General features: G+C 55.2%; 20 protein-coding genes. 12 read left to right on the top strand and 8 right to left on the bottom strand.

The features are described 5' to 3' along the window. Positions 1-179 precede the first annotated feature (179 nt). The 6 genes from FHR98_RS10270 (at position 180) to FHR98_RS10295 (ending at position 5,216) form a co-directional block, all read left to right on the top strand. Positions 180-1,421: an FAD-dependent oxidoreductase gene (locus FHR98_RS10270; RefSeq protein ID WP_183416602.1), complete on the top strand. Its 1,242-nt coding sequence runs from the start codon at positions 180-182 to the stop codon at positions 1,419-1,421. Positions 1,422-1,437: 16 nt separating this feature from the next. After that, positions 1,438-2,739, top strand: a complete 1,302-nt coding sequence (locus FHR98_RS10275; protein ID WP_183416603.1) for a glycosyltransferase — start codon at positions 1,438-1,440, stop codon at positions 2,737-2,739. Between the two features lie 72 nt (positions 2,740-2,811). Continuing rightward, positions 2,812-3,201 carry a bactofilin family protein gene (locus tag FHR98_RS10280; protein ID WP_183416604.1) on the top strand — a complete coding sequence of 130 codons (390 nt, stop codon included), beginning with the start codon at positions 2,812-2,814 and terminating at the stop codon, positions 3,199-3,201. A 62-nt stretch (positions 3,202-3,263) separates the two neighbouring features. Beyond that, positions 3,264-3,794 carry a bactofilin family protein gene (locus FHR98_RS10285; protein ID WP_183416605.1) on the top strand — a complete coding sequence of 177 codons (531 nt, stop codon included), beginning with the start codon at positions 3,264-3,266 and terminating at the stop codon, positions 3,792-3,794. A 182-nt stretch (positions 3,795-3,976) separates the two neighbouring features. Continuing rightward, the gene (locus tag FHR98_RS10290; RefSeq protein WP_183416606.1) at positions 3,977-4,771 is read left to right on the top strand and encodes an SDR family NAD(P)-dependent oxidoreductase; all 795 of its coding nucleotides are present in this window, start codon (positions 3,977-3,979) and stop codon (positions 4,769-4,771) included. Continuing rightward, complete coding sequence (locus FHR98_RS10295) at positions 4,764-5,216, top strand: nuclear transport factor 2 family protein (RefSeq protein WP_183416607.1); 453 nt, start codon at positions 4,764-4,766, stop codon at positions 5,214-5,216. The genes FHR98_RS10290 and FHR98_RS10295 overlap by 8 nt, the downstream gene beginning before the upstream one ends. Before the next feature lie 15 nt (positions 5,217-5,231). On the opposite strand, the gene FHR98_RS10300 is transcribed toward FHR98_RS10295, so the two are convergent. Genes FHR98_RS10300 through FHR98_RS10310 form a run of 3 tightly spaced genes read right to left on the bottom strand, consistent with a single transcriptional unit; the run spans position 5,232 to position 8,629 of the window. Continuing rightward, positions 5,232-6,443 (bottom strand): SAM-dependent methyltransferase, encoded by a 1,212-nt coding sequence (locus FHR98_RS10300; protein WP_183416608.1) that lies wholly within the window; start codon positions 6,441-6,443, stop codon positions 5,232-5,234. Between the two features lie 14 nt (positions 6,444-6,457). After that, on the bottom strand, positions 6,458-7,291 hold the full coding sequence (locus FHR98_RS10305; protein WP_221205843.1) for a DUF1365 domain-containing protein: 834 nt from the start codon (positions 7,289-7,291) through the stop codon (positions 6,458-6,460). Between the two features lie 3 nt (positions 7,292-7,294). After that, positions 7,295-8,629, bottom strand: a complete 1,335-nt coding sequence (locus tag FHR98_RS10310; protein ID WP_183416609.1) for an NAD(P)/FAD-dependent oxidoreductase — start codon at positions 8,627-8,629, stop codon at positions 7,295-7,297. Between the two features lie 138 nt (positions 8,630-8,767). Between FHR98_RS10310 and FHR98_RS10315 the strand changes: the two genes are divergently transcribed. The 3 genes from FHR98_RS10315 to FHR98_RS10325 all read left to right on the top strand — a co-directional run bounded on the left by FHR98_RS10315 (position 8,768) and on the right by FHR98_RS10325 (position 11,025). Beyond that, entirely contained in the window at positions 8,768-9,424 is a 657-nt protein-coding gene (locus tag FHR98_RS10315) for a sigma-70 family RNA polymerase sigma factor (RefSeq protein ID WP_322091243.1), read from the top strand. Then, positions 9,421-10,077, top strand: a complete 657-nt coding sequence (locus FHR98_RS10320) for a ChrR family anti-sigma-E factor (protein ID WP_183416610.1) — start codon at positions 9,421-9,423, stop codon at positions 10,075-10,077. Before FHR98_RS10315 ends, FHR98_RS10320 begins: the two co-directional genes overlap by 4 nt. 84 nt (positions 10,078-10,161) lie before the next feature. Further along, a complete protein-coding gene (locus tag FHR98_RS10325; RefSeq protein ID WP_183416611.1) occupies positions 10,162-11,025 on the top strand; it encodes an RNA polymerase factor sigma-32 in 864 nt (287 codons plus the stop codon). Between the two features lie 21 nt (positions 11,026-11,046). On the opposite strand, the gene FHR98_RS10330 is transcribed toward FHR98_RS10325, so the two are convergent. Both FHR98_RS10330 and FHR98_RS10335 read right to left on the bottom strand, forming a co-directional pair. Continuing rightward, positions 11,047-11,571: an A24 family peptidase gene (locus FHR98_RS10330; RefSeq protein WP_183416612.1), complete on the bottom strand. Its 525-nt coding sequence runs from the start codon at positions 11,569-11,571 to the stop codon at positions 11,047-11,049. Positions 11,572-11,642: 71 nt separating this feature from the next. Continuing rightward, positions 11,643-11,828 (bottom strand): hypothetical protein, encoded by a 186-nt coding sequence (locus tag FHR98_RS10335; protein ID WP_183416613.1) that lies wholly within the window; start codon positions 11,826-11,828, stop codon positions 11,643-11,645. A 204-nt stretch (positions 11,829-12,032) separates the two neighbouring features. Between FHR98_RS10335 and FHR98_RS10340 the strand changes: the two genes are divergently transcribed. Genes FHR98_RS10340 through FHR98_RS10350 form a run of 3 tightly spaced genes read left to right on the top strand, consistent with a single transcriptional unit; the run spans position 12,033 to position 14,559 of the window. Further along, positions 12,033-13,151, top strand: coding sequence for a TauD/TfdA family dioxygenase (locus FHR98_RS10340; RefSeq protein WP_183416614.1), 1,119 nt, complete (start codon positions 12,033-12,035; stop codon positions 13,149-13,151). An 11-nt stretch (positions 13,152-13,162) separates the two neighbouring features. Next, positions 13,163-13,705: an HD domain-containing protein gene (locus FHR98_RS10345; protein WP_183416615.1), complete on the top strand. Its 543-nt coding sequence runs from the start codon at positions 13,163-13,165 to the stop codon at positions 13,703-13,705. A 23-nt stretch (positions 13,706-13,728) separates the two neighbouring features. Then, positions 13,729-14,559, top strand: a complete 831-nt coding sequence (locus FHR98_RS10350) for an alkaline phosphatase family protein (RefSeq protein ID WP_183416616.1) — start codon at positions 13,729-13,731, stop codon at positions 14,557-14,559. A gap of 19 nt (positions 14,560-14,578) precedes the next feature. Here FHR98_RS10350 and FHR98_RS10355 read toward each other — a convergent pair whose 3' ends face one another. The 3 genes from FHR98_RS10355 to FHR98_RS10365 form a co-directional block, all read right to left on the bottom strand. Continuing rightward, complete coding sequence (locus FHR98_RS10355) at positions 14,579-15,274, bottom strand: fumarylacetoacetate hydrolase family protein (protein ID WP_183416617.1); 696 nt, start codon at positions 15,272-15,274, stop codon at positions 14,579-14,581. A gap of 41 nt (positions 15,275-15,315) precedes the next feature. Next, positions 15,316-16,101 carry an FAD-binding oxidoreductase gene (locus FHR98_RS10360; protein ID WP_183416618.1) on the bottom strand — a complete coding sequence of 262 codons (786 nt, stop codon included), beginning with the start codon at positions 16,099-16,101 and terminating at the stop codon, positions 15,316-15,318. A gap of 80 nt (positions 16,102-16,181) precedes the next feature. After that, the gene (locus FHR98_RS10365; protein WP_183416619.1) at positions 16,182-16,526 is read right to left on the bottom strand and encodes a HesB/IscA family protein; all 345 of its coding nucleotides are present in this window, start codon (positions 16,524-16,526) and stop codon (positions 16,182-16,184) included. Between the last annotated feature and the right edge of the window lie 62 nt (positions 16,527-16,588).

Consider the following 16,588-nt stretch of genomic DNA (forward strand, 5'->3'; position numbering starts at 1 on the left):
GGCAAAGAAGAACCAGACTGCCAGGCGTTGATCGCTTTATTCCACTGGTCGGCCGATCACATCCCCTTTACCTTACTTACAATTCTAACTTCCGGTTCGTCGGCATCTGACGCGGCGGATTGGCTCGCGAAGAATTGGCAGGCCAAATGCCAACTGCGTGAGATTGAAGGGCGAAAGAATTGACCGTCGCAAAGGGTAAATCCGTCGCGGTAATCGGCGGTGGAATACAGGGATTGTGTGTGTCTCTTGCGCTGGCCCAACGCGGCTGCAAGATTGATCTCTTTGAGGAGAATGCGTGCCTTATTTCCGAGGCCAGCCTGTGGAACGAAGGGAAAATTCACCTAGGGTTCGTTTTTGGGAATGATTCCACGTCTCGGACTGCCGCCTTCCTGATGAAAGGGTCGCTACGCTTCAACGAATTGCTGAGCCATTGGAGTGGCGGAACACTGACGGAGAGCGAGATATCTACCCCATTCCGCTACGCGGTTCATAGGGATTCTCTCCTTTCTCCTGAGCAGGTTGATGCGCATTTTTCCAGCATACAATCGCTCATCGAGCACTATGATGAAGATCAGCGCCGCGCCTATTTCGGGTTCTCCGACAGGCGGATTTTTCGGCGTCTTGACGACACTGAAACAGCACGGGATTTTGACACAGACCGTGTTGCGGCTGTCTTTGAAACCGGGGAGCGTTCGGTCGATCCTCAAGCGGTGGCGAGGCGTCTTACCCAGGCTGTTATGGCTGAAGCCGGGATCACCGTATTGCTCGGCCAGCGGGTGGACTCCTGCGTACAGGACGACAAGGGGACACCCAGCATTTCACTGACTGCCGATCCCGGTCAGCGACATTCCTACGACGCGGTTGTCAACGCCACCTGGCGTGACCGCTTGAGGCTGGATGCGACATTCGGCTGGAAACCGGACCGGCCCTGGCTATTTCGCTATAAGGTGGCTCTGCACACGGAAAGCCTCTGTGATACCGATGATCCCAGGCTGCCTTCGACCACCTTCGTACTGGGCCCCTACGGGGCTATCGTCAACTTCGGCAAGGGCCGCTACTACCTCTCCTGGTATCCGACCGGTTGTATCGCGTCCACCCAGGCGCTGGTTCCCAGCAATCCCTTGCTCGGGCTCTGCGACAGTGCCAGAGCGAAGCTAGAAAGTGATATCATCAAAGGGCTTGCACAGCTCGTACCAGCCTGTGCCGATCTCGACTTGCGGGCTGCGCAAACTAAGCTCGGCGGCGGACAGATTTTTGCTTGGGGCCAGGGAGATATCGACGATCCACAAAGTCAGTTGCACCAGCGATTCGATATCGGCCCGCGCAGCGCCGGGCGTTATCATTCGGTCGATACAGGCAAGTATTGCATGGCACCGTTGTTCGCCGAACAGATCGCTGAGGGCATCTGCCCGAAGAGCTAAGGAGATCAGCGCAGCCATGGCAGAAGTATCAATCTGTATCCCAGCTTACCGGGCCGCCGGTTTCATTAGGCAAACGCTGGACTCGGTGCTGAATCAAACACACTCCGAAATTCGTGTGCTGGTATCGATTGATAGTAATGACGACGACACGGAAACGATTTGCCGAGGCTACAGCCCGCCGGGTGGCTTGCGTATCTGGGTTCAGGAAAGAAACCTCGGTTGGGCGGGGAACGTGAACTTCCTGCTTGATCAGGTCGATACGCCGTACTTCGCGTTACTACCGCATGACGACCTGCTGGAACCGGACTACATCGCAGCGCTGCTGGAGGCTTTGAAGCAAGCGCCAGATTGTGTTTTCGCGCAATCACATATGCAGCAGTTCGGCACAAATGAGAATTTGAGAGTCGCCACGGAGTTGCGCGGCAATCTGGATGAGCGCCTGTTACAGTTTTATCTGAAAGGCGCAAGCGGCCTTCCTTTGCGTGCCGTAACCGACTCCGGCATCCTGAAACAGGGGCACAGGTTGCGCTACAACCGTCACGACAGTTTCGCAGCAGAGGTTCTTTGGGGTCTGGAAGCGTTGTGTTATGGCGGCGGATGCGTGGTGCCTCGCCCTCTTTACCTCAAGCATACACGGCCTGACAGTCTTATTCCGGGCCGTAAAGTATGGTCACCGGCGAAGCGCCTCGATGCTCTGCGGATTCATTCTGCGCAGGCCAAGCGGGTTCTCATTGAACATATTGAGAATCCACAAATGCGGGTGCTTGCATTGATGGCCTGTGATGCCTGGGGGCAGAAGTACATTGAAACTGCAAAGTATTTCGAGCTTGAGAACGCACCCAAGCATGGAGAGGTATTGCTACCGGTTCTTTCGCAAATGCCCGTCGAAGGGGACGCGGCCATCGATCAAGCTGGGATCGACAGTCTGCTCAAAGACCCCAGAACGAGCATGATAAAATCACGTATGCGGTTTGCTGACGGTCTTCGGCTAATGCACGACGGAAAGATGGCCGATGCCGCCCGTTTATTTAGAGAGGCCTTTGAATTGGATCGGAACAGCCCGCAGGCGCTCTTGCGGCAGGGGCACTGCCTGATCAAGAACAAGCAGTTCGATGACGCTCTAGAAATCGCTGACTCCGGAGGATCTCTTTTCCCCATGAATGGAGAGTTCGCTGTCCTGGGAGCCCGAGCGGCATTTGGATTACATCGATTGGACGAATCCCGAGCGTTTGCCGAATTGGCTCTAGAATACCCTCAGCAGCGGCGCTCAGCGGAAGCGTTCTTGGCGATGATCGCAAAAATGCAATCAGCCTGTTGAGCCAAAGGCCTCTGGCGGCCTAATCTGCAGCATCACTATTCGTATCCCCTTGGGGTCGAGATCGATTTGACGATGGAATTGCCATGGAAAGCAAAACCCGCAGCCGCTGATCAGCCGCGCGCTGGTCGGTCCGGCGGGCACTCCGTGCTCGACGATACGGCTGTGCTCGAAGGGCACATGGCTGGAACCGGATCATTGGAGATACACGGCCGTATGCAGGGCGACATCATGGCCGGTGATATCTACATCGCACCGGGTGGGTCGTTGGAAGGCGAGGTAGATGTGTTGCGATTTCGTATTGCCGGGCACTATGTGGGCCGGGCGGACGCGGATAGCGTGATCATCGAAAGCACAGCCGAAGTGGAGGGAACGATTCATCATCATGAGATTGTTGTTGAGTCCGGAGCTAAGCTAAAGGGCTTGAAACCCTGGCGGCCGACGCGCAAAGCTGAGATGGCGTGATGAAATCTAAAGAGGACTGATCGGGACAGTCGCACCTACAGTCATAATGGGAGAAAAAGATAATGTTCAAACCACAGCGACCGGAAGAATCCAGTGCCCAGACCACCGCATCGGTACGGGAAGGGACGGCTCGTCCCGCCGGTGGTGGCCGTTCGGTGATTGCATCGGATATGAAGGTTGTCGGCAATCTGGCCAGCCGCGGTGAGTTGCAGATTGATGGCGAGATTGACGGAGATATCAAAGCGACCACAGTGACCGTGGGTCGTGGCGCTACCATATCTGGATCCATCCTCGCCGATCGGGTCGATGTTCATGGAACCGTCAAGGGGCAGATTGATGGTGCAACCGTCAGTCTTTCGGCAAACGCGAGGATCGAGGGCGATGTTGTTCATGACTCGCTGGCGGTGGAGGCAGGCGCTTATTTGAACGGCCATGTTCGCAGACGCAATAGCAAGCCTGCTGCCAGTACCGCGACGGCAAGTACCAGCAGCGCCACAACCGGCCAGGCGACCGCGTCGCCAAGTCATAGTAGCTCGACGGGTGCTTCTTCTTCCGGCAGCAGTGCAACAAGCGGCAGTTCATCCAAACCCTAAAAACAGCGACTAATTACCCGGTGCTGTGATCCGAGCCAGTTTTTACCTCGTAGAGGACGAGGTAGGAGGTTGGTGAATCATATGCAGCACAACTATTTTTCTGAACGCGCCGTGGCCGTGTTTCGACGTCTAGACTTTGACGCTCGATCTGATTGCAACCGCGCTCTCAGGGACGACAACGCATGAACCTAAAGCCGGTAAAGCCGGAGGACGGGTTTGCGTGGATCACCGGTGCGGGGAAGGGGCTTGGCCGTGCCTTAACCGTTAGACTGGTGGAAGCCGGTTGGACGGTGTTGGCATCGGCCCGGACAGTAAGCGATTTAGAAGCACTTGCGGACGACACTCGAACGTTCGCGGGTAAGCTGGTGCCACTGCCTCTCGATATTACCAACGCAGCAGCCATACAGGTTGCTTTAGATGAGGCTCTGCGGGATCAGCCTCTAGCGTTGGCGGTGCTGAATGCAGGCACTCATGTCGCAACGGATTTGAGTAACTTCAAACCTGAAACGGTGAAGATGCTTGTCGATACAAATCTCCTTGGGACCCTGAACTGCCTCTATGCCGTCTTGCCAAGAATGCGGAGCCAACGGCGCGGACAAATAGCAGTTGTCGGGTCCATGGCTGGATTTTTAGGCCTGCCGAGCGCATCGGTATATGGAATGACCAAGGCGGGATTGATCAACCTCTGTGAGGCGTTGCAACCCGAACTAGCCGTTGAAGGTGTTCATCTTCAGGCCGTCAACCCGGGGTTTGTGCGGACACCGCTGACAGACAAGAACACTTTTCCAATGCCCTTTCTAATGGAACTTGATGCGGCGGCAAGGGCCTTCGAGCGCGGGCTAGCGTCACGCCGCTTCGAAATCGTCTTTCCCATGCGGCTTGCGGTGATCATGAAACTACTGCGCTGTCTTCCCTATGCCCTGTCGCTTCGGGTCACAGCTCAATTCCTTCCTGGAGGCACGAGAGACAATGGCTAGTATTAAGAAGGATGAGGAAAGTGGGTTCGATCCTCTGCAAAGATATGTTTCCTATCTCGAAGGATTTTCGCCAGATAGCCTCGATGTGCTTGAGGACTATTGCACGTCCGATATGGTCTTCTCAGATCCTTTCAACTTAACCCGTGGTCGATCGGCTTATCGTCGTGTTTTAGAGAAGATGTACGAGGATGTTCCGAGTATCTCCTTCGTGGTAACACGATCCTGCGGCACGTGTGTTTCCGGCTACATTACTTGGCAGTTCTCCGGTACAACCAGACAGGGAAACAACATTTCCTTCGAAGGGGTCTCCGAACTGCTGTTCGATGCCGAAGGGAAGGTCTCCTCACACCGCGATTTCTGGGATCCGGCGGCCGGGCTTTACGAGACGCTTCCCGTGATTGGTTGGCTGTTACGCAAAATTCGCCGAAAGCTATCGGCCAACTAACAGGCAGCGCGATTGTTAGCTGCGGGCTAGCGATATTTGGCGAACATCGATGCGCCCTGTGGAGAAGCCCGCCTCGCAATAAGCGAGATAAAATTTCCACAAACGTCGAAACCTCTCGTCAAACCCGTAACCGCTGATCTGAGGCCAGGCTAAATCGAAGCGTTCATGCCAGCGCGATAGCGTGGTGGCGTAGTGTTCAGCAAAGCTCTTGCTGTCTTGCCAAGCCAGACCCGCCCGATCGATTTGTTCCCGCAGAGCCGTGATGGAAGGCAACATTCCACCAGGGAACACATAGCGTTGAATGAAATCAGCGCCACGTCGGTACTGATCGTAAACTTGGTCTGCAATGGTGATGATCTGCAATCCGGCGCGACCCCCGGGTTTCAGATTGTTGCGGACCGTCGAAAAATAATGAGGCCAATAGGCCTCCCCAACCGCTTCGAACATTTCAATGGAAACGATGCGATCAAAGAACCCGTGCGTGTCTCTGTAATCTTGCAGCAGAACCTTGACGCGATTTCCCAAACCCTCGCGTTGCAGGCGTTCGGCTACATGGTCGTGCTGAGCTTTGGATATGGTGATTGCCGTCACGTCGCATTGCAACTCCCGCGCGGCCCAGGTTGCGAAACCGCCCCAACCACAGCCAATTTCAAGCAGGCTATGGCCGCGTTCGATCCCTGCGGTCGCAGCCAGGTGTTTGTATTTGGCTTCCTGGGCCTGTTCCAAAGTCATGTCCTGCCGTTCAAAAATCGCCGAGGAATAGGTCATGCTGTTATCCAGCCAAGTTTGATAGAAAGCATTTCCCAGATCGTAATGCGCGCGGATGTTCTGCTTAGCGCCGAAACGGCTATTGGGGCGCAGCAGGTGGATCACCCGTTCAGCTACGCGTGACCATCGTCGGCCTTCCAACTGCTGCTCGATTTCCTCGTGGTTTACAGCAATGAGTTTTAAAAATGTTGTGATGTCCGAACTATCGCACTCACCAGCAATATAAGCTTCGGCAAATCCGTTGGCGCCACTCGTGAAAAGGCGCCGGAAAAAGCTGCTTTGAAAGATTTGAAGATCGGCGTCGGGGCCAGGCTCCTGACCTTTGATCGTTTGCCGGTGCCCGCTCGGTAGCGTCAGATGGAGGCGCCCGCGTGAAAGGCGCGACGTGACGGCCAGAAATTTACACTCAGATTTGGGCAGGTCTTTCGGTTCCTCGCCTGGGGACAGACAATTCGACATCAGCGAACCCCCCTTTACTCGGCGGCCTGATCTAAAGGCGGCCTCACCACGCTGACCTCAGATTGCGGTGCATCTGGCCTCCGGTAGAAACGAGCCCCTAAACGCCACAGCTTGAAAGCTTCCCAATGAATCGCGGCAATAACTTTAACTGTCATCAGTGGATAGGAAAAGAAGGCCTTGAAGAGGGCCATGTCGGTGAGCGCATGTCGCCTGCCTTTCTGAACCGCGACTAGCGTTTCACCTTCCGCGGTTGTGTGCCGTATTGCTATCGACAAGCGATCGCCGGGAACCTGGAGGCGAAAGGCATAGGCGCCTTCGGTCGACAGAAAGGGGGAGACATGCAGCACCTTGTTGCAATATTGCAGCAAGGTTCTCTCGGGACGGAAATCAGGCGGCGTGGGGATCAAATAGCAATGGCAATCGCCGAAGGTGTTTCTGACCTCGTAGAGCATTGCGGCGAGGTGGCCGCTGCGGTCATAGCAGTACCAAACGCTCAAAGGATTGAAAACGAACCCCAGAATTCGCGGGAAGCAAAGCAGCATGACACGGCCGCCTTGGAGATTGATACCCGCATCGGCAAGTTGCCTATCAATCCAAGGCCTTAACGCCGTCTGGTCCTTGCTGCCATGATCATGATTCCAAACACTAAACAGGTTGAAACGATCGTGGCTGAACAACCGTAACCGGCGGTCCAGAACCGGGAGTGCATCGATGTCCACCAGAAGTGAGAACACGCGATAAACAAAATGGTTTCCGAAGGGATGCAGGCGTCGATGCATGACATGCCCACGGTAAAGGCAGCTACCGTAAGCTGGCGGTCCAGGTTGAAGTTTTTCTTCGAGAGACAAGGCTCACTCCGCCGCGTTATGAAGACGTTCCGACAGGGACTCGACACCGCGCAAGGCAGTGCTTGGTGGCCGGAAGTATTTTGCCCAGGGGCGATTGACACCGAACTGTTCGGCTACGGTCAGCCCGGACTGTAAAGCGTCTTCGTGAAAACCATAACCGCAGTAGCTTCCACAAAACCAGAACCCGTCTTGCCCTTGAATTTCGCCGAGCAGGCTCTGAGCCACGGCTGTATGCTCATCGAATTGAGGATGACGGTAGGTGAAAGCCGCGTGTACGAGTTCGGGACGTGGCTCCCGATAAGGGTTGAGCGTTACAAAGAGCGGAAAGGAGCGGTCCAGTTTTTGCAACCTGTTCATCCAGTAGGTGACGGCCAGTTGTTGTTCTTTGTTTCGCCTGTGATTCGACAAATAGTTCCAACTCGCCCAAAGGTGGCGCCGCTGAGGCATCATTGATGGATCGCTATGGAGAACTGCCCGGTTCGGCAGGTAACGGAAAGTGCTTAGTATTTTTCTGTGCAAGGGGCTCGCCGTAGAGCCCATGATCTTCAGCGCTTGATCTGCGTGGGTTGCGAAAATGACGGAATCGTACCTTTCAGCTTGGCCACCAGCGGTGACAACTTCGATGCCGCGCTCCATCTTTTTTACTGCCTGAACTGGTGTACGCAGACGGATTGCGGAACGAAACCCTTTCGCCATGCGTTCCACATAGCAACGGCTACCGTTCGTGACCGAGCGCCATGTTGGGCGATCGGCGAATTGCAGCAAACCATGATTGGCATAAAAGTTGACGAAGCTTGTCGCAGGGAAGGACAAAATATCCTTCAAAGAGCATGACCAGATCGCAGAGGCCATAGGCAGAAGGTGGTCGTAAGCAAAGTCCTGTGAATAGCCGTTTTTATTCAGATAATCGCCAAGCGACAAGCCGCTGCACGGTTGCGTCAATAGATGTGGCGCTTCACGAAAGAAACGTTTGATTTCAAAAAGTAAAAGCCACTGGCTGGGCTTAATCAGATTGCGCTTTTGCCCAAAAAAGCCACTTCTCGACCCCTCATACTCGTACCTGCCGGAAGCAAGCGATACCGCAAAAGACATGTCGCTGCGTTGGGTCTCTATCCCAAGGTGCTCAAACAGGCAGGTCAGGTTCGGGTAATTGAGTTCATTATAAACGATGAAGCCGGTGTCGACCGCAACAGGTCCATTCGGCCCGCTCACATCAACCGTGTTTGCGTGCCCTCCGAGTTTTGAATCTGCTTCATACAGCGAAATGTCATGCTTCTGCGCCAGAAGCCAGGCTGCGCCCAGACCTGCGGCCCCGCTTCCGATTATGGCAATACGCATATCAGCATCAGATCCCTTACGAGTAATTACTTTAGCTAGTACGAGCTTCTGGGCGGATCGGATCAGAAAAAAATCCAAAAGTAAGTGATCCGGTGGTCTCACTTTGACGTAAATCAGAGTGTAACCAAGGAGACGCTGGTGGAAATTCAGCAGAACTTAAGCTGTTTACCCTTTGCCACGGTTGTATTGCGTTGCAGCTCGGCGCAGCATGTCACTATGCCACCGCAGGATGCGAAATACCGGCCGACGCCAGAGCAGTTGCTAGACCTTATGATGGCTGTGTCGGTCAGCCGTGATCGAGATGCCTTTGCGCAGATTTTTCATTATTACGCGCCGCGGGTGAAATCCTATATCCGTAGTTTGAAGGTCGAGGAGAAATCGGCGGAGGACATCGCGCAGGAAGTATTGCTAACGGTATGGCGCTGCGCAGACCAGTATGATCCGCAGAAATCCGCTCTTTCCACTTGGATTTTCACGATTGCTCGAAACAAAAGGATCGATGTGGCCCGCCGGGAGAAGCGACCAGAAATCGATCTGAACGATCCTGCCCTCGTGCCTGAAGGGCCTGCGTCTCCCGACCGAGCTTACGATGCAGCGCAGGTAGCTTTGCGGGTCCGTGCTGCGATCGATACTTTGCCTCAGGAGCAGGCCACGTTATTGCGTTCTTCTTTTTTCGAGGAAAAATCACACAGCGAACTGGCTGATGAACTTCTGATGCCGCTAGGGACCGTCAAGTCGCGCCTCCGATTGGCTATCACAAAACTCCGTTCGGCTTTGGAGGATATGAACCAATGACTTCTCATCACCCTGATGAGTCCTTACTGCAGGCCTATGCGATTGGGAATCTTGGTGAGCCTCTCGCGTTGTTGGTTGCAACTCACACGGCGCTTTGCCCTCTTTGTCGGAACGCGGTGCGTGACTTGGAGAGCATTGCTGGCACGCTGCTGGACGACCTATCGCCGACGGCGCTTTCCGAAGACAGTCTGAGTTCAGTCTTGGCTCAGTTGGATGGGCGCGAGACCGCAGCCGCAAGTGAAGCATCAAGTCCTGTAGCGGAAGGGGCGGATACAATCTTGCCTCAGCCATTGCGCGGCTATCTGGGCCGCCGATTATCGGACCTACCTTGGCGGCAAAGAGGTGTCGTTGCCGATGTTGCCTTGTTTCCGGATCGCAAGGATTTCACCACCCGGCTTCTTCGCATTCGTAAGGGGTGCAGAGTGCCGCTCCATAGACATGAGGGATTGGAATTGACCTTGGTCCTCTCAGGTGCGTTCTCCGACAGCCAGGGGCATTATTTGCGCGGTGATATCGCAGTTGCAAACAGTAGCGTCGTGCACCAGCCGGTCGCCGACGACGATGAGGACTGTATTTGTTTGGCAGTCACAGATGCGCCGGTCTATTTGGCTGGCCCAATCGGGCGTTTGCTAAATTTTGCCTTTAAGTACTGATCCATTTTCTTCCTGGGTGCGTAGATAAATTAAGGGAAAGGCATAGACTTTCCCGAATGAACAGGAACCCAGGAGTGCGGAATTATGCCAGGGACGGAAATCCAACAAGACAGCCGGCAAGCAAATCGACGGCTCGTTCGCAAGGCGATGAGCGCGCCGATCCTCTCGCGTGAACAAGAGAGGATGCTAGCCACGGCCTGGGCCGTGGGTGGCGATGAAAAGGCGATGCATCAACTCGTGAGCGCGCACGCGCGCCTGGCGGTGAGCATATCCACCAAGTTTGGTGGCTATGGATTGCCGCAATGGGATCTTATCCAGGAGGGTTTTGTGGGGCTGTTGCAAGCTGCGATGCGGTTCGACCCCAACCGCGACGTGCGCTTTTCCACCTATGCGGTCTGGTGGATCCGGGCAGCGATCCAGGACTACATCCTGCGCAACTGGTCGATTGTTCGGATCGGTACGACCACGTCCGAGAAAAGCCTCTTCTTCAATCTTCGGCGCTTACGGGCAAAGATCGCGAGAACGAGCAATCCCTACATGTCCTACGAAGCGGCGGGGCAGATTGCGGAGGAACTTAAGGTAAGGCCCGATCAGGTTCAGCGAATGGAGGTCCGATTGGGGGTGCCTGATCTATCCGTCAATCTGCCGACTGGTGAAGACGGTGACATGGAGTACCAGGACACGATGATTGACAGCCGACCTGGGCCAGAGGAGATCGTGACGGAACTACGCGATAACCAAACCCGGGCACAGTGGCTTAGTCAGGCGCTCAGGCGATTACCCCAACGCGAAGCCCGGATCATACGCCAGCGTCACCTCGGAGAGGGGGCGGTCACATTGGAAAACTTGGGACAGGAACTGGGCGTCAGCAAAGAGCGGGTCCGTCAACTTGAGCAACGCGCGTTGAAGACCCTAAGGTCACTGCTCGCTGAGCGGATAGGGGAGTAGCCGGTCAGTTCGTCGTTTAATTTACTGCGCCAACCCTACTTCCAGCGTCAGGCGGTAAGCCACGGTGACCGCGCCCGCGCAGATAGCTATTCCATACGGCAAGAAAATCATGCGTTTCTTGCCGTCTTCCTCGGTGATCTCGGGTGGGGGAAGGGGCATCCAGGGGATGCGTCGCAAACGATCAGCAACCAGGTAGCCCAAACCTAGGACACCACCGGCAATCGCCGTCACAAGTATCAGCGTGGAAAGGTGGGCAAGACCGGCCCAAAGCCCGGCCGCCGCCAAAAACTTCACGTCGCCTGCACCGATCAGTCCGCCAGCAAAAATCAGAAAGCCTATTGCCAGGATTCCGGCACCCACAGCTAGGCCTGATATCCAATCCACCGGAAAGGGCGCGCTCATGACGAAGATTGGGTAAAGCAAGGCGATTAGCAGCGTGAAGCTATTTGGAATCTTCAATCGCTGAGCGTCTGTAACGGCACAGGCGAGCGATAGGGAAAAGAATCCGAACAAGCCGAGATAGGTTGCGAGGGATGAAAGCGTCATGGGTAACCGATCTATAGTTTTATCTTTTTATAATGGAAAGAGGTCGCCGTGAATATCATCACGGTTGGCAACTATAGAGGTTTTCCGTCCGCCATATGAGACTTGAAGGACACAAAAAAGTGTCCCAACTGACCGCCAAAGTCAGTCATGGCCAAAACAGCGAATATGACAGCCATTGCTGTAAGCAATCCCACCTCGGTGCGTGTTGCACCACTGTCCGTGGACAGAAAGGCGGCGGCGGCTTTCATCAAGAGCATTCCTCCTAGAGCAATCTCCTAAGGTTAACATTAAGCAAGGTAATATTAACAAAGGCTTAAAGGAAATATCTGAAGTGTAGTCATAGTTTACGTTTCGGCGTTGCCTCCGGCCCCCTGAAAGGCTCATTCTAGACGCCTTGTTGACCAAATTCAGTGGCGGTGTATCCGATGGGCAAAGAACCAATGCATAGCCAGGCAGAGCAAATGAACCTTCGGGACCTAAGTATCTCGGAAGATGGCCGAACGCTTTGGCTGGATATGACTAGCGGGCGGCGGCTTCAGATACCGGCACTTCAGGTCCGCGACCTTTGTGATTGTGGTGCTTGCCGACATGCTAACGGACAGCGGCTTATTGACCTGGCCGCACTGCCGCAGGATCAGCGGATCGCGGCGGTTGAGGTTGGTGTCGATCACTGCAGCGCAATCGTCACTTTGTTGCCGGAAAGCCACCGTGTTGAGCTAACGTTCGACCGGTTGGCCCAGTTGCTGTCAGCGCCGGAAGCGCAGCTCGCCGGCCGGGTGCCGGAAGCGCGTTTGTGGGATGCATCTCTTCCAGAATCACGCTTTCCTAAAGCTCGATATGCCGATATTGCTGGCGACCCTGCAGCACTGGCAAATTGGCTGGTCGGCATCCGGGATTATGGCTTTGCCCTCTTGGAGGAATGCGGCAGCACCACGGGCACCGTGCTAAGCGCAGTTGAATTATTTGGTTTCGTGCGCGAAACGAATTACGGCCGCCTTTTCGATGTGGTTGCTAAGCCGGACCCTAACAATCTGGCTTACACCGGTCTTGGTCTTGGACTACATACCGACAACCCCTACCGGGATCCGGTTCCGGGCATGCAGTTTCTTCACTGCCTGGAGGCCAGCGGGCAGGGCGGTGAAAGCCTTCTGGTCGATGGGTTCCGCGTAGCGCAGGACCTTCGCAGCGACAACCCAGAGGTCTTCGAGATACTGGCAAATACGTCTGTACCCTTTCGCTTCACCGACAGCACCGCCGATCTCCGGAGCAACCGACCACTTATCGAAATTGACGGTCAGGGCGGCCTGGTGGGCGTGCGTTACAACAATCGATCGCGCGCAGATCTACAATTATCGCCGCAACAACTGACAGCCTTTTATCAAGCCTATTCTGTTTTCGGGCGATTACTGCACGATCCGACCTACATCATCTCATTCAAACTCAATGCAGGCAGTCTCTTCGTCGTTGATAACCGAAGGGTTCTACATGGTCGCGGCGCTTTTTCCGGAGGCCAGCGGCGATTGCAGGGGTGTTATGCCGATTGGGATGCATTGACCAGTTATGTGAATCTTCACCAGTGAGCCGTACGCCGATGACAAAGGCCGCATTTCTTGATCGTTTGCAGGCGCTATACGAAGGGCCAAATGGGGCGGAGCATTATGGCGAGGATGTCACTATTGCCGAACACATGCTCCAAAGCGCCGAGGCTGCGGCAAGGGAGGGGGCCCCAGAAACCTTGATTGCCGCCGCATTGTTGCATGACGTGGGGCATCTGCTAAGCGAGGGAAACCCTGATGACTGGCACCGGATGCACGACGCCGCTGCGGGCGCTTTTCTGGAGGATTATTTCCCGCCAACAGTGGTAGAGCCGGTTCGACTCCATGTCGAAGCCAAACGTTATCTCTGCGCGCGCGACCCCGGTTATCATGACCGTCTGTCGCACGCTTCCCAGGTTACTCTGAAGCAGCAAGGCGGCCCGATGAGCGATTGTGAGGTCAGCGATTTCGAGGCAAACCCGCACAAGGCCGCTGCGCTCGCCGTGCGCAAATGGGACGAGGGTGGCAAGGAAGTGGGGCGCGATGTCCGTAGCTTTGCGGATTGGAGACGTTTGCTCGAAGCACAGATGACTGTCTGATAGCGCGGGGGATGGGTGAAACAATGACCTCCAAGGTAATGCTCGTCGTGATTGACGGATTAGGATTCCAGACGGCGGTGGAGCACTGCGGCTTCCTGGAGAGCCTCGTCCAGGCAGGCAAGGCCCGGCGCTGGAAGATGGCCAGCGTGCTGCCTAGCCTATCCGTGCCAATTTATGAGACCTTGCATAGCGGCGTGCAGCCTCATGATCACGGCATCACGAGCAATGATAACGTGCGCATGACGGGGACGGATCATGTGTTCAAGGTGGCACGTGCCCAAGGGCGCCGTACGGGGGCGGTGGCGCACTTCAATTTTTCCGAGCTTTTCAATCGCGCGCCCTTCGATCCTATTGAGGATATGGAGGTTAATGACGAAAGTCGTTGCGTGCAGTACGGCCGCTTCTATCTGCAACATGGAAAGACTCGGTTCAACATCGGTTTGGCATCGGAAGCAGATCTATTGAACCAGGCGAGTATTCTGGTGCATCGCCATGCGCCGGATTATCTGCTTTTGCATTCTTCCGGGTGTGATTCCGTAGGCCACCTCTATGGCGGGGAGTCACCTGAGTACAAGAAACAGGCCTGGGCAACCGATGATCAGATTGCCCAGCACTTGCATCGCTGGCAGGGCGCCGGTTACCGCGTTTTGGTGACGGCCGATCATGGAATGTCCGCCTTTGGTCACCACGGCGGCAACACCGACGATGTGCGGATGGTCGCCTTCTACGATATAGGGCACCCAAAGGGGGGCGCGGCGCCGGAACTCGCGGATCAGCTATCGGTAGCCCCAACCATCCTTGACCGAATGGGATTGAAAATTCCCAAGGCCATGACCGCGCCGCCGCTGCCCTAGCACCGGGAGTTGAAGCGGCTCAGGCCGGTTTGCCGACCGTTACTGCTAGAGCGGGGATGCCCTCAACGGTGGCCTCCAGACGGTCGCCCGGGACAAGTGCGGAAACCCCGGCCGGTGTGCCGGTAAAGATCAAGTCGCCTGCGTGTAGAGTGAACAACTCTGACAGCTTTGAAACGATCTCCGGGAGCTTCCAGATCATTTGGCCTACATCGCCTTCCTGGCGCAGTTCTCCATTGACTGTGAGTGCAATTCTGCCTCGCTCCATGCTGCCGCTCTGGTCTAGTGGCAGAAGCGTTCCACAGGGCGCGGCGCCGTCAAAAACCTTGCCAACCTCCCAGGGGCGGCCTTTTGATTTCGCCACTGCTTGAAGGTCGCGCCGGGTCAGATCAATACCCACGGCAAAGCCGAACAAATGTCCCATTGCGGCGTCCAGCGGTATGTTGCGTCCGCCTTTTGCGATGGCAGCGACCAATTCCACTTCGTGATGGAGATCCTGAGTTCCTGGAGGATAGGCAAACGTGTTGCCATGCTGCACCAGAGCGCTGGGAGGTTTCATGAAGAAGAAGGGATCCTCACGGTCGGGATCGTGCCCCATTTCACGCACATGGTCGGCATAGTTGCGGCCAACGCAGTAAATATTATGAACCGGAAAGACAGCGTCATTGCCAGCGACCGGCAGGCTCGGATTATCCCAAAGTGGAAGTACAGTTTTCATTTTAATTTCCATGTCTTATAGTAGTTTTATAAGGTTGCTCATTAAAAGCTGTCATGCGACTGTGGTAGTGCAGGGCCCAGCGTGAATGCATCGGCGTGGATCTTGTTTTCCGGAAGCCCCTGCTCTTTGAGAAGCGCCACAGTGGCATCTACCATCGCGGGAGGCCCGGCGACATAGGCTTCGCTTTTGCTAAAGGCGCAAAGCTCCGCGGCATTTATATCTTCGGCAAGCGCGTCCGTCACTAATCCTGGTCGACACCCGTTGGTCAAACGGTGACCGTCGCCGGCGACAGGCACAAAGCGGAAATTGGAAAACTCTGCCTCAAGAGCGGCAAAATGATCGAGCATGTAGAGTTCATCGGTGCTTCGCACGCCAAAATAAAGCCGAACTTCGTGGTCCCAACCCGCCCGCAAAGCCTCTTCGATAATGCCTTTTATTGGAGCTAGCCCCGTGCCGCCGGCAATACCAAGGATAGGGCCAGTATGATCAGGGCGAAGCGTGCAGGCACCGAAAGGACCCTCGACATCGAACTCGTCGCCGGGTTGCAGCTCATTCTGCACGAAGCTGGAGGCTCCTCCATCTCCCTGGTCCCGAATATGAAACTCGAGGAAACCTTCGTCTGGTTGATTGGCTATGGAGTAGTCGCGCGGTTCAAACGTGCTGAGATAAAGGCGTAAATACTGCCCAGCCTTGAATCGAAAAGCGCTGCCTTCAGGCAATTCCAAACGAAGCCTACATACCTGAGAAGTAAGCGCATCCTTGGCGATGACCTTTGCTCTACCGCGAAAGGGAAGTGCGTGGTCCTTATTGTGGGGTGATATCGCCATGAAGCCGTTCGGCGCTGCCTGCCATAAGAGGAAAAGGAACGCTTCTCCGGAGCTAAAGCATCCGGCGCCGCTGTTTCGGATCAGTTAGCAACGCTAAAGCTTTCTCCGCAGCCACAACGCGCTGCCTCGTTGGGGTTTGAGAAAACGAAACCTGACTGAAGCTTGTCCTCGACATAATCCATTTCGGTGCCGATCAGGAACATAACCGCCGTTGGATCAATGAAAATCCGGACGCCCTTGTCTTCGACGACATCCTCAAACTTCTTTTGATCCTTGGCGTACTCGACAAAATAAGACAGGCCTGAGCAGCCGCGCGTCTTCACACCGACACGCAAGCCCAGCACGGGTTCGTCGCCCGCAGCTGCCATCAGCTTCCGAACGCGTGCGGCCGCAGCATCGGTCAGCGTGATGAGGGATTGGGCCATTCTGCAGTCTCCATCTGTGTTCTCGTAGGGTTGTACAGCCGTCTCTTTAGTCAAAGCGCAAA

The sequence above is a fragment of the Limibacillus halophilus genome (assembly GCF_014191775.1).
GTDB lineage: Bacteria > Pseudomonadota > Alphaproteobacteria > Kiloniellales > CECT-8803 > Limibacillus > Limibacillus halophilus.

Bases quoted from the DNA above. Each gene is read 5' to 3' on its own strand.
- FHR98_RS10365 (WP_183416619.1), bottom strand. From the start codon at position 16,526: ATGGCCCAATCCCTCATCACGCTGACCGATGCTGCGGCCGCACGCGTT.
- FHR98_RS10345 (WP_183416615.1), top strand. From the start codon at position 13,163: ATGACAAAGGCCGCATTTCTTGATCGTTTGCAGGCGCTATACGAAGGG.
- FHR98_RS10335 (WP_183416613.1), bottom strand. From the start codon at position 11,828: ATGCTCTTGATGAAAGCCGCCGCCGCCTTTCTGTCCACGGACAGTGGT.
- FHR98_RS10285 (WP_183416605.1), top strand. From the start codon at position 3,264: ATGTTCAAACCACAGCGACCGGAAGAATCCAGTGCCCAGACCACCGCA.
- FHR98_RS10360 (WP_183416618.1), bottom strand. From the start codon at position 16,101: ATGGCGATATCACCCCACAATAAGGACCACGCACTTCCCTTTCGCGGT.
- FHR98_RS10295 (WP_183416607.1), top strand. From the start codon at position 4,764: ATGGCTAGTATTAAGAAGGATGAGGAAAGTGGGTTCGATCCTCTGCAA.
- FHR98_RS10355 (WP_183416617.1), bottom strand. From the start codon at position 15,274: ATGAAAACTGTACTTCCACTTTGGGATAATCCGAGCCTGCCGGTCGCT.
- FHR98_RS10325 (WP_183416611.1), top strand. From the start codon at position 10,162: ATGCCAGGGACGGAAATCCAACAAGACAGCCGGCAAGCAAATCGACGG.
- FHR98_RS10310 (WP_183416609.1), bottom strand. From the start codon at position 8,629: ATGCGTATTGCCATAATCGGAAGCGGGGCCGCAGGTCTGGGCGCAGCC.
- FHR98_RS10290 (WP_183416606.1), top strand. From the start codon at position 3,977: ATGAACCTAAAGCCGGTAAAGCCGGAGGACGGGTTTGCGTGGATCACC.
- FHR98_RS10280 (WP_183416604.1), top strand. From the start codon at position 2,812: ATGGAATTGCCATGGAAAGCAAAACCCGCAGCCGCTGATCAGCCGCGC.
- FHR98_RS10330 (WP_183416612.1), bottom strand. From the start codon at position 11,571: ATGACGCTTTCATCCCTCGCAACCTATCTCGGCTTGTTCGGATTCTTT.
- FHR98_RS10275 (WP_183416603.1), top strand. From the start codon at position 1,438: ATGGCAGAAGTATCAATCTGTATCCCAGCTTACCGGGCCGCCGGTTTC.
- FHR98_RS10350 (WP_183416616.1), top strand. From the start codon at position 13,729: ATGACCTCCAAGGTAATGCTCGTCGTGATTGACGGATTAGGATTCCAG.
- FHR98_RS10320 (WP_183416610.1), top strand. From the start codon at position 9,421: ATGACTTCTCATCACCCTGATGAGTCCTTACTGCAGGCCTATGCGATT.
- FHR98_RS10300 (WP_183416608.1), bottom strand. From the start codon at position 6,443: ATGTCGAATTGTCTGTCCCCAGGCGAGGAACCGAAAGACCTGCCCAAA.
- FHR98_RS10340 (WP_183416614.1), top strand. From the start codon at position 12,033: ATGAACCTTCGGGACCTAAGTATCTCGGAAGATGGCCGAACGCTTTGG.